The following is a 16,128-nucleotide window of genomic DNA, read 5'->3' as shown; positions in this document are numbered from 1 at the left end:
TACCGAGTTCGGAAGGTCGCCAATGGACCGGAAATCAATCGTGCCCTCATCGTGGCGCAGCACTTCACCCAGCCGGCGCAGCGTCCTGGTCGGGATCGCGGCCGTCGGCGGGTTCCTGGCTGCCGACCTCGGCGCGGTGCTGTACGCGCGTGGTCCGCTCGGATCACAGCGGCGACTGACCCCTCAGGCATTCGTCGACGCGTTCCACCGGGTCGCCGGGATCCACCCCGGCTATCGCCTCAATCACGCCAAGGGGGTTGCGGTCAGTGGCTGCTTCGACAGCAACGGTGCGGGTGCCGACGTGACCACGGCCGCAGTCTTCCGCGTCGGCCGCACTCCCCTGGTCGGACGGTTCTCCGTGCCGGGAGGCAACCCCACGGTGTCCGATACCACCGCGGCCCCACGCGGCCTGGGGTTGGCGATCGGATATCCCGGTGGCCAGCAATGGCGGACCGCAATGCTGAACCTGCCGGTATTCCAGGACAATTCGGTGCAGGGTTTCTATGACCGCTTGCTGGCTTCCAAACCGGTGCCTGATACCGGGAAGCCGGATCCCGCCGCCATGGCCCGTTTCTTGACCGCCCACCCCGAAACCGCCAGGGCGATGTCGACGATCAAGCAGCAACCCCCCACCTCGGGTTTTGCCGACAGCACCTTCCGCGGGCTCAACGCCTTCTACTTCGTCAACGCAGCGGGTGAGCGTATACCGGTGCGATGGTCGCTGATCCCGCTGCAGGAGGTGAAGCCACCCTCCACATCGCCGGCCGGCCCGAACTGGCTGTTCGACAACGCTATTCGCGATATCCGGTCCGGCCCGTTGCGCTGGCGGTTTCTCGTGACGATCGGTGAACCGGAGGACGACGTGCGCGATGCGACCAGCGCATGGCCTGCGGATCGCCGCACGATCGACACCGGGACCGTGGTGCTCGACTCGATAGCGACGGAATCGGCCGGAAACGCCCGTGACGTCAACTTCGACCCCATGGTGCTACCGGATGGGATCGAGCCCTCGGAAGACCCACTGCTGCCTGCGCGTTCGGCGGTGTACGCGGCGTCGTTCCGCCGCCGTGCCGGCGTTGCCGGAGCGGCCCCACAGGTCGAGACCGGGGAGGTGGCGCGATGATCGCCTCGGCCCCACAATCCGGTTCCCGCTACGCCCTCGGCACCCGTGTCCTGCACTGGTTGGCCGCAGCGCTCGTGTTCAGCACCCTGCTCGTCGGGTTCGTCCTGGCCAACTCTCTGGCGGACTACGCAGTGCTGCTCAGCGTGCACAAAGCTCTCGGTGCCCTGGTGTTCCTGGTATTCGTGGTCCGTCTGATCAACAGGCTCACTGATCGCGGGCCCGCCCTGCCTGCCACGGTCGGGCGGGTCGAGCGCATCGCCGTCATCGGCTCTGAGCTCGGCATGTACGTGCTGCTGCTGGCGCAGCCGCTGCTGGGGTGGGCGATGCTGTCGGCGAGCGGAGTCCCCGTCGTGTTGGGCGGCGTACCGCTGCCACCGATCGCCCCGGTGGACGCTGACCTGTACGGCCTGCTTCGTAACGGCCACTCGATCGTGGCCTACGGCCTGGTCGTGCTGATCGCCGCACACGTGTCAGCGGTGCTTCTGCACACACTGACACTGCGCGATGGCATGTTGCGCCGAATGACTTTCGGAAACGATGAACCTATCGAGCTGCGCCGGCGTACGTAAGCCCGTGGATATCAATCGGATGAGAAGAACTGTTGGTGCGGGCCTGTTTTCCGCCGGCATGGTGGTCGGACTCGCCACCGCGGGCTACGCGCACGCCGAGGAGCCGGTCACACCGGCGCCGATCACCGCGAAGCAGACGTCGGACCTGGGCGAGATCATCGTCGACGCCGAAGGAATGACGGTGTATGCGTTCGAAGGCGACACTCCCGCAAGCAGCGGATGCGGTGAGGGCTGCCTGCAGAAATGGCCGGCCGTCATTGCCCCCGACCCCCTACCGGCGCAAGCGGCCGGGGTTGATGGAGTATTGGGTGTGTACCTACGTCCCGACGGCACCCGCCAGTTGACCTTGAATGCGCGCCCGCTCTACACGTTCGTCCAGGACAAGACGGCCGGGCAGCATAACGGCGTGGGAAAGCAACTCGGCGACTCCAAGTGGGGCGTCGTGCAATCTGACGGGCTCCCGCGGTACTGAGCCGTGCTGAACCGCCCACGACGTCGCCGATCGTCAGCCGAACAGCTTGGTCGTGCGGCTGACGATCAGCTCTTGACCATGCTGTACACCATTCACGGCGATGCCGTCCGACGGTTCGTCGCCGGCCACGTCGTCGATGTACAACACCGTGAGGACGTCGTGCAGGAGACGTTTGCCCGGGCATGGAAGAACATCGACCAGATCGACACAGACGACGGCAATCCCAGATCCTTCCTGTTCACGATTGCCCGCAACGTCATCGTCGATCAATGGCGGCGACGGTCACGGCGAGGCGAAGTGCTCGTCGAGACCGATATCGCGTTGCCCAGCGCTGATGCCGTCAACAAGTCTCTGGAGCGGATCGTCATCGGTGAATCCCTGCAACGGTTGTCCCCCGAACATCGCGAGGTGGTCAAGGCGCTGTACTTCGATGACCTCACACTGGCTGAAGCAGCGGATAGGCTCAATGTTGCTGTGGGTACCGTGAAGTCACGCAGTTACTACGCAGTGCGCGCATTGCGGGCGGTGTTCGACGAGATGGGGCTGCTGTGATCGACGAACCTCATGTCCTTCTGGGCGCCTACATCCTCGGCGGACTCGACGCCGAGGAACGCGGACAGTTCGAGGCGCACCTCAGAGAATGTGCGCAGTGCCGCGCTCAAGTCGCCGATTTCGCGCCCCTTCCGGCACTCCTGAGCAAGATCGACCCGGTAGACCTGGAAACCGAACCCGCCGACCGTGCCGAGTCGGAACTGGCGCTGCGCGACATGCTCGCCGCACGACGTGCGGCAGCGAACCGCCGGGTCCGCCGCCGGGTGGTCGTGGGCGCGTGCGCTGCGGCGATCGCGGCCGTCGCACTGGTGTTGGTCATCCCGCGCAGTGAGCCGGCTCCGCCGGGTACGGGCACCTTTGCGATGCATTCGGTAGCCGCCGCCGGAGCCTCTGGATCGGTGACCCTGACGCCCAAGCCGTGGGGGACCGCCATCGTGCTCGACCTGGACCACCTACCAACCGACGGTGTATTCACACTGCGGACGATGGACGACGGCGGACAGATGCAGCCGGCGGCCACCTGGGCGGCAATGCCGACCGGGGCAGGGGTCGTGCAAGGGGCGACATCCATTCCGATGCCAAAGCTACGAAAGCTCAACATCGTCGACGCAAACAACACCGTCCTGGCCACGGTGGAGCGCTAGCTCCTACAACTCTGTGACTTGCCCCTTGTCGACCAGCCACGATCGGTCGAGGCGAACGTTCTGCAGCATCCGGCGGTCATGCGTCACCAGAAGCAGGGCACCGTCATAGGTCTCCAACGCCTGCTCGAGCTGCTCGATGGCGGGCAGGTCCAGATGGTTCGTCGGCTCATCGAGAACCAGCACATTGGTGCCACACGCCTGTAGCAGCGCCAGCCCGGCACGGGTTCGCTCGCCGGGTGACAGGTCGTCGACCGCGCGTTCCACGTGGTCGGCCTTCAGTCCGAACTTCGCGAGCAGAGTGCGAACATCGGCCGTCGGCCAGTCCGGCACGTGCCGCTCGAATCGGTCGATGAGCCGTCCGGTGCCGGTGAAATCAGCTCGGGCCTGGTCGATTTCACCGATGGCGACGTTCGCGCCCATGCTTGCGCGTCCGTCGTCAGGTTGCCGACGGCCGAGGAGCAGCCGCAGCAACGTCGACTTCCCCGCCCCGTTCGGGCCGGTGATACCGATCCGCTCGCCGGCGTTCACCTGCAGCGACACCGGACCGAGTGCGAAATCACCTTGCCGCACAACCGCATTGTCCAGCGTCGCCACCACCGAACTCGACCGCGGCGCCGCAGCGATCGTGAACTGCAGGGTCCACTCCTTGCGAGGCTCCTCGACCTCCTCCAGCCGGGCGATCCGGCTCTCCATCTGGCGCACCTTCTGCGCCTGCTTCTCGCTGGACTCCGATTGCGCCCGTCGCCGGTTCTTGTCGTTGTCGGGCGCCTTGCGCATCGCGTTGCGCACACCCTGGCTCGACCACTCCCGCTGGGTCCGTGCCCGCGCCACGAGATCGGCCTTCTTCTCGGCGAACTCGTCGTATTCTTCCCGGCGGTGCCGGCGAGCGACCTCCCGCTCTTCCAGGTAGCTGTCGTAGCCGCCGCCGTAGACAGTGGTTCTGTTCTGTGCCAGATCCAGTTCCAGGACACGGGTTACCGTGCGGGCCAGGAACTCCCGATCATGACTGACCAGCACCACGCCGCCGCGGAGGTCAGAGACGATGTTCTCCAGCCGGGCCAGGCCTTCGAGGTCGAGATCATTGGTCGGCTCATCGAGCAGGACGATGTCGAACCTCGACAACATCAGTGCCGCAAGCCCGACCCGTGCCGCCTGCCCGCCCGACAATGCGGTCATCAGGGTCGAATCCGGGCGCACCTCGTCGATGTCGAACCCGAGATCGGCCAGCACCACCGGCATCCGCTCATCGAGGTCGGCGGCGCCGGTGGCGAGCCAGTGGTCCAGCGCAACGGAGTAGGCGTCGGCGTCGGCTGCCGGGTCCGCCAAGGCTTCGGCTGCAGCTTCCATCGCCAGGGTCGCCTCGGTGCACCCGGTACGCCGCGCGATGTAGGCGGCGACGGTCTCACCCGGTACCCGCTCATGCTCCTGCGGTAGCCACCCGACGAAACCGTCGACCGGAGCGAGACTCACGACACCGTCCAGCGGCTCGAGCTCTCCGGCGAGGATGCGCAGCAGTGTGCTCTTGCCCGCACCGTTGACTCCCACGACCCCGACGACGTCGCCGGGTGCCACGGTCAGGTCCAGCCCCTCGAACAAGGTGCGGTGGGCGAATCCGCCGGCCACGTTCTTCGCGACAAGCGTTGCGGTCATGGCCTCATCGTCGCATTTGCGGGGACCACTCCCCGAATTGCCGGGTTCGTGACGCACACCACGACTGCAACCTCCACGAAGTATCGACGGCAGTCCACCCATCGCGTCTTCTGACCTGGCTGTTCACCGGCCGCGGATTCACAGACCCCGGGTCTGACCCCGGAGTGATGCGGATCTCGCCACACCACGGACAACGGGAGGGATGCACGGCGATGTCGGTATGCCCGCTTACCATTCCTGCGGCACACCTTGTCGACGATGACGATCGCAGAAAGCCCGCATGCCGGGGTGAGCCCCCCGCGACCAGGCCCGATCGCTCTGCCAGCGACTCTGGTGGAAAGGACCAGCAGTGAGTTACAACGCCGCAGACATCACCGAACTCGACGATGTCCAGCACACACGCCTGCGGCCGGCGGTGAACCTGGGCCTCGACGTGCTCAACACCGCACTGCGCGAGCTCGTGGACAACGCGGTCGAAGAGGTCGCCGATCCCAGCCACGGCGGATCCACCGTGACGATCACCTTGCACGCCGACGGATCGGTCAGCGTCGCCGACGACGGCCGCGGCCTGCCTGTCGACTCCGACCCGGTGACCGGGAAGAACGGCATCGTCAAGACACTGGGCACCGCGCGGGCCGGCGGCAAGTTCTCCGCCCACGCCGACGCGGCCAGCACGGGGGCCGGCCTGAACGGGATCGGCGCCGCCGCAGCGGTGTTCATCTCGGCGCGCACCGACGTGACGGTGCGCCGGGCCGGAAAGACCTACCTGCAAAGCTTCGGCCACGGCTACCCCGGGGTGTTCGACGGCAAGGACTTTGACCCCGACGCGGAGTTCACCCGCGCCGACACGCAGAAACTGCGCGGCTCCGGCAACCGCAAGCCCGATGCACACGGCACCACTGTGCGCATCCTCTTCGACCCGACCGTGGTGCCGGATTCCAGCGTGGACATCGGTGAGGTACTGCTGCGGGCGCACGCCGCGGCGCGGATGTCGCCCGGGGTGCACCTGACGGTCGTCGACGACGGCTGGCCCGGCGAGGAAGTTCCGCCCGCGTTACTCGAGCCGTTCAGCGGCCCGTGGGGCACCGACACCCTGCTGGACCTCATGTGCACCGCCGCCGGCAGTCCGCTGCCCGACGTCCGCGCCGTCGTGGAGGGCCGCGGCGAGTACACCACCGGACGCGGCCCGACCCCGTTCCGCTGGTCGCTGACCGCGGGCCCGGCCGAACCAGCGACCGTGGCCGCGTTCTGCAACACCGTGCGCACCCCGAACGGCGGATCACACCTGACGGCGGCGGTGAAGGGGCTCTCCGAAGCCCTGGCCGACCGCGCGTCCCGAATCCGCGACCTCGGTCTGGCCAAAGGCGAAGACGGTCCGGAGGCACAGGATTTCGCCGCGGTCACCGCCCTGGCGGTCGACACCCGCGCTCCCGACGTGGCGTGGGATTCCCAAGCCAAGACCGCGGTGTCGTCGCGGTCGCTGAACGTAGCGATGGCCCCGGATGTCGCGCGCAGCGTCACCATCTGGGCAGCCAACCCCGCCAACGGCGACACCGTCTCCCTGTGGACGAAGCTGGCGCTGGAGGCCGCCCGCGCGCGGCGCAGCGCCGAAGGCGCCAAAGCCCGGTCCCGTGCGGCATCGAAAGCCAAAGGGCTGGGCACGAATCTGTCGCTACCACCGAAGCTGCTGCCCAGCCGGGAATCGGGCCGCGGGTCGGGTGCCGAGTTGTTCCTCTGTGAGGGCGATTCCGCACTGGGCACCATCAAAGCGGCGCGCGACGCCACATTCCAGGCCGCCTTCCCGCTGAAAGGCAAGCCGCCCAACGTGTACGGCTTCGCTCTGAGCAAGGCACGGGCCAAAGACGAGTTCGATTCGATCGAACGCATCCTGGGCTGCGGAGTGCGTGACCACTGCGACCCCGAGCTGTGCCGCTACGACCGGATCTTGTTCGCTTCCGACGCAGACCCCGACGGCGGCAACATCAACTCCAGCCTGATCTCGATGTTCCTGGACTTCTACCGCCCACTCGTCGAGGCCGGCATGGTGTACGTGACGCTGCCGCCGCTGTTCGTGGTCAAGGACGCTACCGAGCGGATCTACTGTCAGGACGAATCAGAGCGTGACGCTGCCGTGGCCCAGTTGAAGGCCACCTCCAAACGCAAGGTCGAGGTGCAACGCAACAAGGGCCTCGGCGAGATGGACGCCGACGACTTCTGGAATACCGTGCTGGATCCGCAGCGCCGCACCGTGATTCGGGTTCATCTCGACGATGGTGAGAAGAAGCTGCACCACACCTTGTTCGGCGGGCCACCCGAGGGCCGGCGCACGTGGATGGCCGATATCGCCTCCCGCGTCGACACCTCCACGCTGGACTTGACCTAGGAGCACGACGTGACCGCCACCCTGGACGTTCCTGAGCAGAACGCCGACCTGGTGCTCGACCAGAGCGCCGATGACTACTGGAACCACTATCAGCTGACCTTCGCGCTCTACAGCGTCAGCGACCGCGCCATCCCGTCCGCATTCGACGGGCTCAAGCCCGGTCAGCGGCGTCTGCTCTACCAGATGCACGAGTCGAAACTGCTGCCCGGAAACAAGCCGCAGAAATCGTCGAAGATCTGCTCGGCGGTCACCGGCAACCTGCACCCCCACGGTGGGGCGTCGATGTACGGCGCCGCGGCGCTGATGGCCGCCGAGTTCCAGCGGGTGAAAGTCATTGACGGACAAGGCGCGTTCCCCCGTATCCAGGGCGACATACCCGCTGCGGACCGCTACACCGAGATGCGGCTGTCGGCGCCCGGTGCGGCACTGACCGCCGAACTCGACGACCACGCCGTTCCGATGGTCCAGACGTTTGACGGTGAATGGGTCGAGCCGACAATGCTGCCGGCCCAATGGCCCGTGCTGCTCTGCAACGGCGCCGTCGGCATCGCCGAGGGCTGGGCCACCAAGGTGCCCGCACACAATCCGCGGGAGATCATGGCGGCCTGCCGAGCGTTGCTGGCCAGGCCGAACACCACCGACGACACGTTGATGAAGCTCATTCCCGGCCCCGACTGGGGATGCGGCGCCACCGTCGTCGGCGCCAGCGGGCTACGGGAGTACATCACCACCGGCAAGGGCGCGTTCACGGTGCGCGGCACGATTTCCGTCGACGGAAAGAACTGCATCATCACCGAGCTGCCGCCCGGTGTCGCGAGTAACACTGTGCAAGACCGGATCCGGGCTCTGGTCGAGTCCGGCGAGATGTCGGGTGTGGCCGACATGTCCGATCTGACCGACCGCCGCAACGGGCTGCGCATCGTGGTCACCGCCAAGCGCGGACACAGTGCCGAGACGATCCGCGACCAGCTGCTCGCCTTGACCCCGCTGGAGTCGACATTCGCCGCCAGCCTGGTCGCGCTCGACGAGGACCGGGTACCGCGCTGGTGGTCGGTGCGGGACCTGATCGGCGCATTCCTGCATCTACGTGACTCGGTGGTGCTGCACCGCAGCGAGTACCGGCTGGAGAAGGTCACCGCACGACGTCATCTGGTGGCCGGCCTGATGAAGATCCACCTCGACATCGACGCTGCCGTGGCGGTGATCCGAGGTTCCGACACCGTCGACGACGCTCGACAGGGGCTACAGGAGCGGTTCCAGATCGACGAAGAGCAGGCCAATTATGTTCTGGCACTGCAGCTTCGACGACTGACCAAACTCGACGTCATCGAGCTGCAGGCCGAAGCCGACAAACTGGATGCCGAGTTCGCCCAGCTCACCGAGCTGGTTGCCGATCCCGATGCGCGCCGGAAGGTGATCGACAAAGAGCTCGTGGAGACCGCAAAACTGTTCAAAGGGCCCGAGTTCGACCGTCGCACGGTCCTGGACTTCGATGCCACACCCGTCGCGTCCAGCGCCGATGAGGACGGTCCCCGCGAGCGGAAGGTCAATGCCGCGTGGCGCCTGGACGATCGCGGGGTGTTCTCCGACAGCCACGGCGACCTGCTCACCTCGGGTCTGGGCTGGGCGGTGTGGACCGACGGGCGCGTCAAGTTCACCACCGGCAACGGCCTGCCGTTCAAGATCCGCGATATCCCGGTGGCCCCGGATATCACCGGGCTGCTGCGGTCGGGTGTGCTGGCCGACGGCTACCACCTGGCGCTGGTGACGCGGCGCGGGAAGATCCTGCGCATCGACCCCGCCGCCGTGAATCCTCAGGGTGCGGCCGGCAACGGTGTGGCCGGGGTGAAGCTGGCCGGTGATGGCGACGAGGTGATCGCGGCGCTGCCGATTTCCTGCGCGAACGGCGAGGCCATCCTGTCGATCTCCGAAAAGGGTTGGAAAGTCACCGAAGTCGCCGATATCCCGGTCAAGGGCCGCGGTGGTGCCGGTGTCGGGTTCCACCCGTTCGTCAACGGTGAGGACGCACTGCTGTCGGCGGCGATCTCCGCGACCGGGTTCGTGCGGGGCAAGAGGGGCGTCCGGGCCGAGAATCGGGCCAAGGCTTCGGTCAAGGGTGCCGGGACCGACGTGACACCGGCGCCGTAGCCTGGCGACAACGGCATGAGGGGGCTGCATGGTCAGCGCGGAACCACACATCTACATCACAGTGCCGTCGGTACGGATCTGGGTCAAGAACAACCGTTGGACAGCCGGCGCGGTGGCATTCGTCGCTGCCGCGGTGCTGCTCGCGGCGGTGGTCTTCGTGTTGTCGTGACCTTGTTGTCGGGACGGTCCCGGGAGCCAGAACGGACACAGCACCAGCTGGATAACAGTGCGGCATCGAACTGACACCGGCGTGTGAGGCAACACGAGTCACAGCAGTCACTTTGTTAACATCACGCGGTGCAGGTTTCCCGGCGTGACGCCTTGCGCTACGCCACCGCGGCCTCGCTGGCCGGGCTCGGCGTGGCATCAGCAGGCATGCCCACGGCGTCGGCGGCCGCACCCACACTGATCGACTTCGCCATGCGCCAGATTCCGGCCCGCGATATCCGGGCCGCAGGTCACTCCGGAGTGATCAACTACGTCTCGACATCGCGGCCCGGCTCCTCCATGGGCGCCAAGCCGATCACCCTGCCCTATGCCCGAGAGCTGACCGCCGCCGGTCTGGTGATCGTCAGCAACTACCAATACGGCAAGCCCGGCGGGACCGCGCCGTCGGACTTCACCCGCGGGTACGCGGGCGGCGTCGCCGATGCGCGGACCGCCTGGCAATTGCACACCGCGGCAGGGGGTGGACAGAGCGCACCGATCTTCTTCAGCGTCGACGACGACATCGACCGCAACACCTGGAACGCCGTCGCACTGCCATGGTTCCGCGGAATCAACTCAGTGATCGGGGTGCAGCGCACCGGGATCTACGCGGGTATCAGGCCGTGCCAGTGGGCCGCAGCCGATGGCGTTATCGGCAAGTCGCAATCGCCCGGTCACGTGTGGGCGTGGCAGACCCGCTCCTGGTCCGGCGGTCAGGTCTACCCTGCCGCAGTTCTTTACCAGCGCGTAGTGAGCACAGCGTCGAATCCCGGCCCGGTGGTCGGCGGGCTCGAAGTCGACGTCAACGACGTGCTGGCCCAGGATTGCGGGCAGTGGAACTTCCACCCGTGAGATCGAAAGGTGCCCACCCGCCGATGTGAGTGGTGCACCCTGATCGGGCCGGACCGGGACTACTTGGCGGCGAGCCTGACGATGGTGTCTCTCGTATCCGTCTCGCGGACGTTCATATTCATGACATAGACGTTGCCGTCGCCGTCGACAGTGATGGCCGATGGGCGCTGAAGGCCCTTGAACGGGAGTTGGACCCAGTCACCTCCGCGAGCCGGCATCCGGGACACCGTGCCGGCCTGCCGGTCGGTGGCATAGAGATTGCCCGCTGCGTCCACCGCCAGGCCGGCCACGTTGTCCGTCACCCCGGCAATCGGCTCGGCCTCCTTCGCGTTCTTCGCGACCTTCACAATCTTGCCGTCCTTGGCTGAGTACAGATTGTCGTCGGCATCGATCACCAAGTGCCCCAAGCCATTTCCGATGTCGACGGGCAACTCCGTCGGGGCGGTCGCACCGGGAGCGAGCTTCAACAGCTTGTTGCTCTGGTTGTCGGTCACGTAGACCGAGCCATCCTTGCCGACTGCCATCTGGCCGTACTTTGTGAGCTTGTCGAAAGGCAGTGGTTCCGAGGTGGTGGCCCCCGGTGCGATCGTCTCGACGACACCACCGAGAGTGACGAACGACAACCGGCTGTCCGGTGCCACCCCGAACGTCGACACGGGAGGATTGCCGCTGGGTTTCATCGGGGTCGGCCGGGCCGCCCCCGGGGTCAACGTCGCGAACCCGCCGGTACCACCCAGGTACAGGACGTTCTTCGCGTCGACGCCCATCTCCCGGTAGTCAAAGGAACTGAACGGAAGCGTGGTCTGCTCACCCGACTGCAACGGCACGTCCGCCACCAGGGCGGTCGGCGCAGATCCCGGCGAACATGCCATCAGGACGCTGCCCACGACCGTGGCGACCACTCCGAAGACGAATCCTGTTCGCGGACGCAGTGTCACCTTTTCCATCCCCACGGCTCGGATCCTAGGCTGGCTCATCCCGGGGAGGTGCTTTCCACGCCGTCTCCCTCTTCCCAGCCTCGACTCAGGTCGCCGATCGTCTGGGTGGCCGATTAGGCTGGGGCGACCGGCGGGCGCAGAGTCCATTCCAGCTGCCCAGGTTCTGAATCATTTGGAGGACTTATGCGGAGGCGGCTGTCGAAGCCGGCTATGACGAGCATGGCAATCGCCAGCGTGGCGATGCTCGTCAATGGTTGTGCGGCACAGGTCTGGGGCATGCCATCAGCTCACAGCGTCCCCCAGGCACCGGCTATCGCCCCGCAGCCCCCGTTGGCGCCACTGGACGAGCTCGATGCCCAGCCCACCACGCCATTCGACGGGCTCGAGGCCCGCACCCGTCAAGCCACCGCCGACGCGTCCAAGTCCGGGGCCGACGTCGAGATCGTCGTGCTGGACCGCAACTCCGGCCGGGTCATCTCCAACGGCGCCAACCAACCCTTCCCGATCGCCTCGGTGGTGAAGCTGTTCATCGCCGACGACCTGCTGCTGCAGGAATCGCAGGGCGAGACGAAACTGACTGCTGCCGACCGCAAGTCGCTCGACATCATGCTGCGCTCCTCCGACGACAGCGCGGCCCAGACATTCTGGGACCGCAGCGGAGGAAACGCCGTCATCTCACGCATCGTGGCGCGGTACGGGTTGAAGGGCACCACCGCGCCGTACAACGGACACTGGGACGTCACGCAGAGCACCGCAAGCGACCTGGTCCGTTACTACGACATGCTGTTGGACGGCAGCGGCGGGCTGCCCCCCGAACAGGCCGACGTGATCATGACCAACCTCGCGCAATCCACACCGACGGGAACCGACGGTTACCCGCAGCGCTTCGGCATCCCGGACGGGCTCTACGCCGAGCCGGTCGCGGTCAAGCAGGGCTGGTTCTGCTGCTGGAGCGGCGCCAACCAGCTACACGTGTCCACCGGCACGATCGGACCCGAACGCCGCTACGTGATGGTGATCAGCTCCCTGGAACCCGGTGACGCCTCCGACGCTCGCGACACCGTCACTCAGGCCGTCAAGACGATGTTCCCCGGCGGGCACGTCTAACGCCGGTTAGTGCCGAGGCGTCGTGGTGATGTGCACGTGGTCGTAGTGGCCGTAACCCGATGCCTGTGGGCCGGATGGCGTGTAATAGGTGCCCCGCCAGATCACATCCTGTAACCCGAATCGGGCCGCGTTACTCATCGCGAACGCGAGGATCTCGTCTCCGAGCGCGATGCCCTCGGGGCTGCTGGGATTGGGAATCATGATGTCGATCGCCAGACCGCTGGGATGCCAGGGCTTCGAGTCCGGCCGCACCCCATCGATGTCGGCGATCTGGGGAAACCTCGCGCTGACAGCCCGGGCAGCCACGATGGTGTTGGCCTGTAACCCGGCCTCAGACGCGACGCCGACGGGTAACGACTCCGGGAGATCGACGGGCGGGGCCGCGGCCGCGTTGTCGATCACCGCCCGCTGACCTGGAGTCAACGCCGCGTACTGCGCCTCCGCGGCGGCGATCTGACGCTGCAGTTCACCCCATTTCGCCTGCAGGTCTGTACGCACCGCGGCAGACCGCTCGGCTGCGGCGCGGGCCTCGGCGGCCGACGCCTCAGAGGCCCGGACAGCGGCGGCGGCGCGCTCACGTCCTGCTTGAAAGGCCTTCATCTGTTCGGTCGCCTCGGTGGCCACCACCCGCCGTAGTGACAGGTGGCCGATCAGCTGTTGGGGGGAGCCTGCGGTGAGCACCGCCGCCATTTGACCGGTGCCACCGCTCATGTACGTCATGGCCGCCACCCGGTTGGCAGCCGCCTGATGGGGCTGTAGCTGGGCATTGGCGACCTCGAGGGCCTGCATGTCTGCGCGGTGGCGATCTTCGGCCGCAGTCTGGGCCGCCAGCCTGGCATCGGCGTCGCGTTGGGCCGTTGTGACGGCCTCGCGGGTCTGCACCGCCTGCCGCGACAACTCGTTGAGCGTGGACATCGCGTCGGCCGCGGGGTCCGCGTTCACGTCGCCCATCGACATCGCCAACGCCAGTACCGCGGCTGCCGAACCGTACGCCGCTCGCCGAAGTGAATGGCGTACCCCGGTCATTCGGATTGTCACGGTCCTTCTGCTGCGGGGACCGATCGTGGTCCGGCTACGTATGTCCCGGACAGGCTACGAACTGGCACCGGCGATGTCTACCCGCGCGACGTCAGGCATCCCCGAGCCGAGTTGGTCAGATCAGGTAGTCCGCACCGCCGACATAGGTCATGTCGTGATGGTCGGAATCCAACGCCGCTCGGGCGATTGCGGCGGCGAACTCATCGACGGTCGGAAGTACCGCCTGGTTGCGGCGGGCGTCGACGGCGGCGGGGTCGCGCCGTTGCAGCAACCGGACGATGATGGTCCCGTCGATCATGTCGCCGGACACGACCTTGAGCGCAATCCCGCGTTCGGCCAGAGCAGGTTTCGCTGCGAGCAGCGCGTCCTCGCCGGCACGTTTGCTTTGCGCGATGGGTTCGTAGCCTTCGGGCACCGGTTTGGCCGGGTAGAAGTGCGCCTGATGACTGGTGACGAAGACAATCCGCGCCCCCGCCGGCATCAACGGAAGGGCCAGCGTGGCCAGACGCAGTTGCGCATCGCGGTTGAGGCGCATGGCGTATCCCGGGTCAGCACCGCGCTCCAGACCACCGGAGGCGTTGAGTACCAACACATCGAGCGTGCCGAATCGCTCACCGACATCAGCCAGCAGCCCCTTGACTGCGGCTTCGTCGGAGACGTCGGCACCGGCCGCCGACGCGTGTCCCCCGGCCATCCGAATGGCGTCGACCACAGTGTTCGCCCGTGCGGCTTTCTCGCGGTAGTTGACCAGGACATGCAGGCCTGCCGCACCGAGTATTCGGGCCACCTCGGCGCCGATTCCGCGGGAGGCCCCCGTGATCAGCGCGACCCGGTTCGCAACCTGATCGCCCGCGTCCAATCCCGCACCTCGTCGGTTCACCGAGCCCTCCTCGTACCTACCCCGAGCCTTAGACTTTGCTTATTTTAATCTTATTTTTCTTAATTTCGTGTTAGCGTCAACCTCATCACTCAGTTCGACACGCAGGGGAGGCGTGCGCGACATGGCTGACCACTCTGTTGTTCTCGGCGCGGGTATCGCCGGCCTGCTGGCTGCGGCTGCGCTCGCCGACACCGGTCACGACGTGACAGTCGTCGAACGAGACCGCCTGCCGGACAACCCTTCTCAGCGCCGCGGCATACCGCAGGGACCTCACCTCCACAGCCTGCTGTCCCGGGGCTGGCACACGATCGAGACGCTGGTCCCGGGACTGATCGATGACGTGATCACCGCCGGCGGCCACGTTCTCGCCGACGCCCGCCTGGGTGCGCGCATGCACATCCAGAACGGCCCGTACGCCTTCAACCGCACCGACCCAGTGGCAGATCCAGCCGCCCTCGCCACCTACCTGGTGACACGACCTCTATTGGAATGTGCCCTGCGCCGTAGGGTCGCCGCCCTTCCCAACGTCGTCATCAAAGATGGTCACGATATCGGCGAACTCGTCGCGGGTGAACCGGATCGCATCACCGGTGTCACCATCAGCGACCGGCGGACAGGCGCGACGCAGACGCTCGACGCCGACTTGGTCATCGACGCCACCGGGCGGGCGACCCGCACACCCCTGCTGTTGGAGACGCTCGGCTACGACCGGCCACCGCAGCGGTCGTTCACTGTGCGCGGCGTGTACTACAGCCAACAGATCGCCATCCCCGATCAGGACGCCTTCCCTGAACGCCTTGTCCTGGTCGTCCCGCCCGGCAGCGCCGGGCACGGCGGCCTGGCCGCCGGCGAACACGGCACCTGGACGTTGACTATCGCAGCGCACGCAGACGAGCACCCGGCACCACCCACAACGTTGGCCGACATGCTCGCCCTCGCCGAGAAGTTCGTGCCATCGCACATCCATCCGGCATTGCGCCAGGCCGTGCCGCTGTCAGATGTCGAGGTCTACCGCTACCCCGGTGGCACTTGGCACCGCTATGACCGCTGTGCCCAGCACCCCGACGGCCTGCTCGTCATTGGCGACGCTCTCTGCTGCCTGGACCCCATCCACGGGCAAGGGATCACCATGGCGGCGCGACACGCCCAATTGCTGCGCACCCATCTCCGTGAGCGCAGAAGCGTTGATCCGCAACGGTTCTACCAGTCACTGACGCAGATGATCGCCCCCGTATGGGCCGGCAACCAGCCTCCCGGGCACAGCTCCGACCGCGGCGTGAAGGACAAGGTCCGCCGGCGTGCCGTCCAGTGGATACTCCGCAAGACGTTGGAAGCCGCCAACGACATCGTGATCACCGAGCGACTCGTCCGGATCGTGAACATGGTCGATCCACCTCAGCGTCTCCTCGAACCCCGTGTACTCGCCCGCATCGCCGCCTACCACCTCCGCAAGGCTTTGCCCTCGTCAGCGCGTGCTTGAGGACGAAAACCCATGCTTGGCACGCCACATCGCAACACCCCGTTCGCGTCGTTGCCGTCGCGGTGGGTCTCGGAGAATCTCAGCT

At 66.6% G+C, this 16,128-nt stretch carries 15 protein-coding genes; 11 read left to right on the top strand and 4 right to left on the bottom strand.

The window, feature by feature from the left end:
• Positions 1-22: 22 nt before the first annotated feature.
• The 5 genes from ACZYZ7_RS14425 to ACZYZ7_RS14405 are packed head-to-tail and all read left to right on the top strand — an operon-like array spanning position 23 to position 3,360.
• Complete coding sequence (locus ACZYZ7_RS14425; protein ID WP_463741210.1) at positions 23-1,123, top strand: catalase family peroxidase; 1,101 nt, start codon at positions 23-25, stop codon at positions 1,121-1,123.
• The gene (locus ACZYZ7_RS14420) at positions 1,120-1,692 is read left to right on the top strand and encodes a cytochrome b (protein WP_463741209.1); all 573 of its coding nucleotides are present in this window, start codon (positions 1,120-1,122) and stop codon (positions 1,690-1,692) included. The genes ACZYZ7_RS14425 and ACZYZ7_RS14420 overlap by 4 nt, the downstream gene beginning before the upstream one ends.
• Before the next feature lie 19 nt (positions 1,693-1,711).
• Positions 1,712-2,164 carry a COG4315 family predicted lipoprotein gene (locus tag ACZYZ7_RS14415; protein WP_463741208.1) on the top strand — a complete coding sequence of 151 codons (453 nt, stop codon included), beginning with the start codon at positions 1,712-1,714 and terminating at the stop codon, positions 2,162-2,164.
• Positions 2,165-2,167: 3 nt separating this feature from the next.
• The gene (locus ACZYZ7_RS14410) at positions 2,168-2,716 is read left to right on the top strand and encodes a sigma-70 family RNA polymerase sigma factor (RefSeq protein WP_463741207.1); all 549 of its coding nucleotides are present in this window, start codon (positions 2,168-2,170) and stop codon (positions 2,714-2,716) included.
• The gene (locus ACZYZ7_RS14405; RefSeq protein ID WP_463741206.1) at positions 2,713-3,360 is read left to right on the top strand and encodes a zf-HC2 domain-containing protein; all 648 of its coding nucleotides are present in this window, start codon (positions 2,713-2,715) and stop codon (positions 3,358-3,360) included. The genes ACZYZ7_RS14410 and ACZYZ7_RS14405 overlap by 4 nt, the downstream gene beginning before the upstream one ends.
• Positions 3,361-3,363: 3 nt before the next feature.
• Here the strand turns inward: ACZYZ7_RS14405 and abc-f are convergent, their stop codons facing one another.
• Positions 3,364-5,010 carry a ribosomal protection-like ABC-F family protein gene (abc-f, locus tag ACZYZ7_RS14400; protein ID WP_463741205.1) on the bottom strand — a complete coding sequence of 549 codons (1,647 nt, stop codon included), beginning with the start codon at positions 5,008-5,010 and terminating at the stop codon, positions 3,364-3,366.
• Positions 5,011-5,359: 349 nt separating this feature from the next.
• On the opposite strand from abc-f, the gene ACZYZ7_RS14395 reads away from it, so the two are divergent.
• From ACZYZ7_RS14395 to ACZYZ7_RS14380, 4 genes are all read left to right on the top strand, one after another.
• Entirely contained in the window at positions 5,360-7,393 is a 2,034-nt protein-coding gene (locus tag ACZYZ7_RS14395) for a toprim domain-containing protein (protein WP_463741204.1), read from the top strand.
• A 9-nt stretch (positions 7,394-7,402) separates the two neighbouring features.
• Positions 7,403-9,541, top strand: a complete 2,139-nt coding sequence (locus ACZYZ7_RS14390) for a DNA gyrase subunit A (protein WP_450071000.1) — start codon at positions 7,403-7,405, stop codon at positions 9,539-9,541.
• Positions 9,542-9,569: 28 nt separating this feature from the next.
• Positions 9,570-9,710 (top strand): hypothetical protein, encoded by a 141-nt coding sequence (locus ACZYZ7_RS14385; protein ID WP_167858049.1) that lies wholly within the window; start codon positions 9,570-9,572, stop codon positions 9,708-9,710.
• Positions 9,711-9,838: 128 nt separating this feature from the next.
• The gene (locus tag ACZYZ7_RS14380; RefSeq protein WP_135459639.1) at positions 9,839-10,600 is read left to right on the top strand and encodes a DUF1906 domain-containing protein; all 762 of its coding nucleotides are present in this window, start codon (positions 9,839-9,841) and stop codon (positions 10,598-10,600) included.
• A 59-nt stretch (positions 10,601-10,659) separates the two neighbouring features.
• Here ACZYZ7_RS14380 and ACZYZ7_RS14375 read toward each other — a convergent pair whose 3' ends face one another.
• Positions 10,660-11,553, bottom strand: a complete 894-nt coding sequence (locus ACZYZ7_RS14375; protein ID WP_463741203.1) for an NHL repeat-containing protein — start codon at positions 11,551-11,553, stop codon at positions 10,660-10,662.
• 168 nt (positions 11,554-11,721) lie between these two features.
• On the opposite strand from ACZYZ7_RS14375, the gene ACZYZ7_RS14370 reads away from it, so the two are divergent.
• A complete protein-coding gene (locus ACZYZ7_RS14370; protein WP_463741202.1) occupies positions 11,722-12,645 on the top strand; it encodes a serine hydrolase in 924 nt (307 codons plus the stop codon).
• Between the two features lie 6 nt (positions 12,646-12,651).
• On the opposite strand, the gene ACZYZ7_RS14365 is transcribed toward ACZYZ7_RS14370, so the two are convergent.
• Together ACZYZ7_RS14365 and ACZYZ7_RS14360 are read right to left on the bottom strand one after the other, a co-directional pair.
• Positions 12,652-13,671, bottom strand: coding sequence for a coiled-coil domain-containing protein (locus ACZYZ7_RS14365; RefSeq protein ID WP_463741415.1), 1,020 nt, complete (start codon positions 13,669-13,671; stop codon positions 12,652-12,654).
• Between the two features lie 127 nt (positions 13,672-13,798).
• On the bottom strand, positions 13,799-14,563 hold the full coding sequence (locus ACZYZ7_RS14360; RefSeq protein WP_463741201.1) for an SDR family oxidoreductase: 765 nt from the start codon (positions 14,561-14,563) through the stop codon (positions 13,799-13,801).
• Positions 14,564-14,684: 121 nt separating this feature from the next.
• Between ACZYZ7_RS14360 and ACZYZ7_RS14355 the strand changes: the two genes are divergently transcribed.
• Entirely contained in the window at positions 14,685-16,043 is a 1,359-nt protein-coding gene (locus tag ACZYZ7_RS14355; RefSeq protein WP_463741200.1) for an NAD(P)/FAD-dependent oxidoreductase, read from the top strand.
• The last annotated feature ends 85 nt before the right edge of the window (positions 16,044-16,128 follow it).

Source organism: Mycobacterium sp. IDUB_17 (assembly GCF_055419465.1).
Note: the sequence above shows the minus strand (reverse complement) of the source record. Positions and strands in the feature narration are given on the sequence as shown.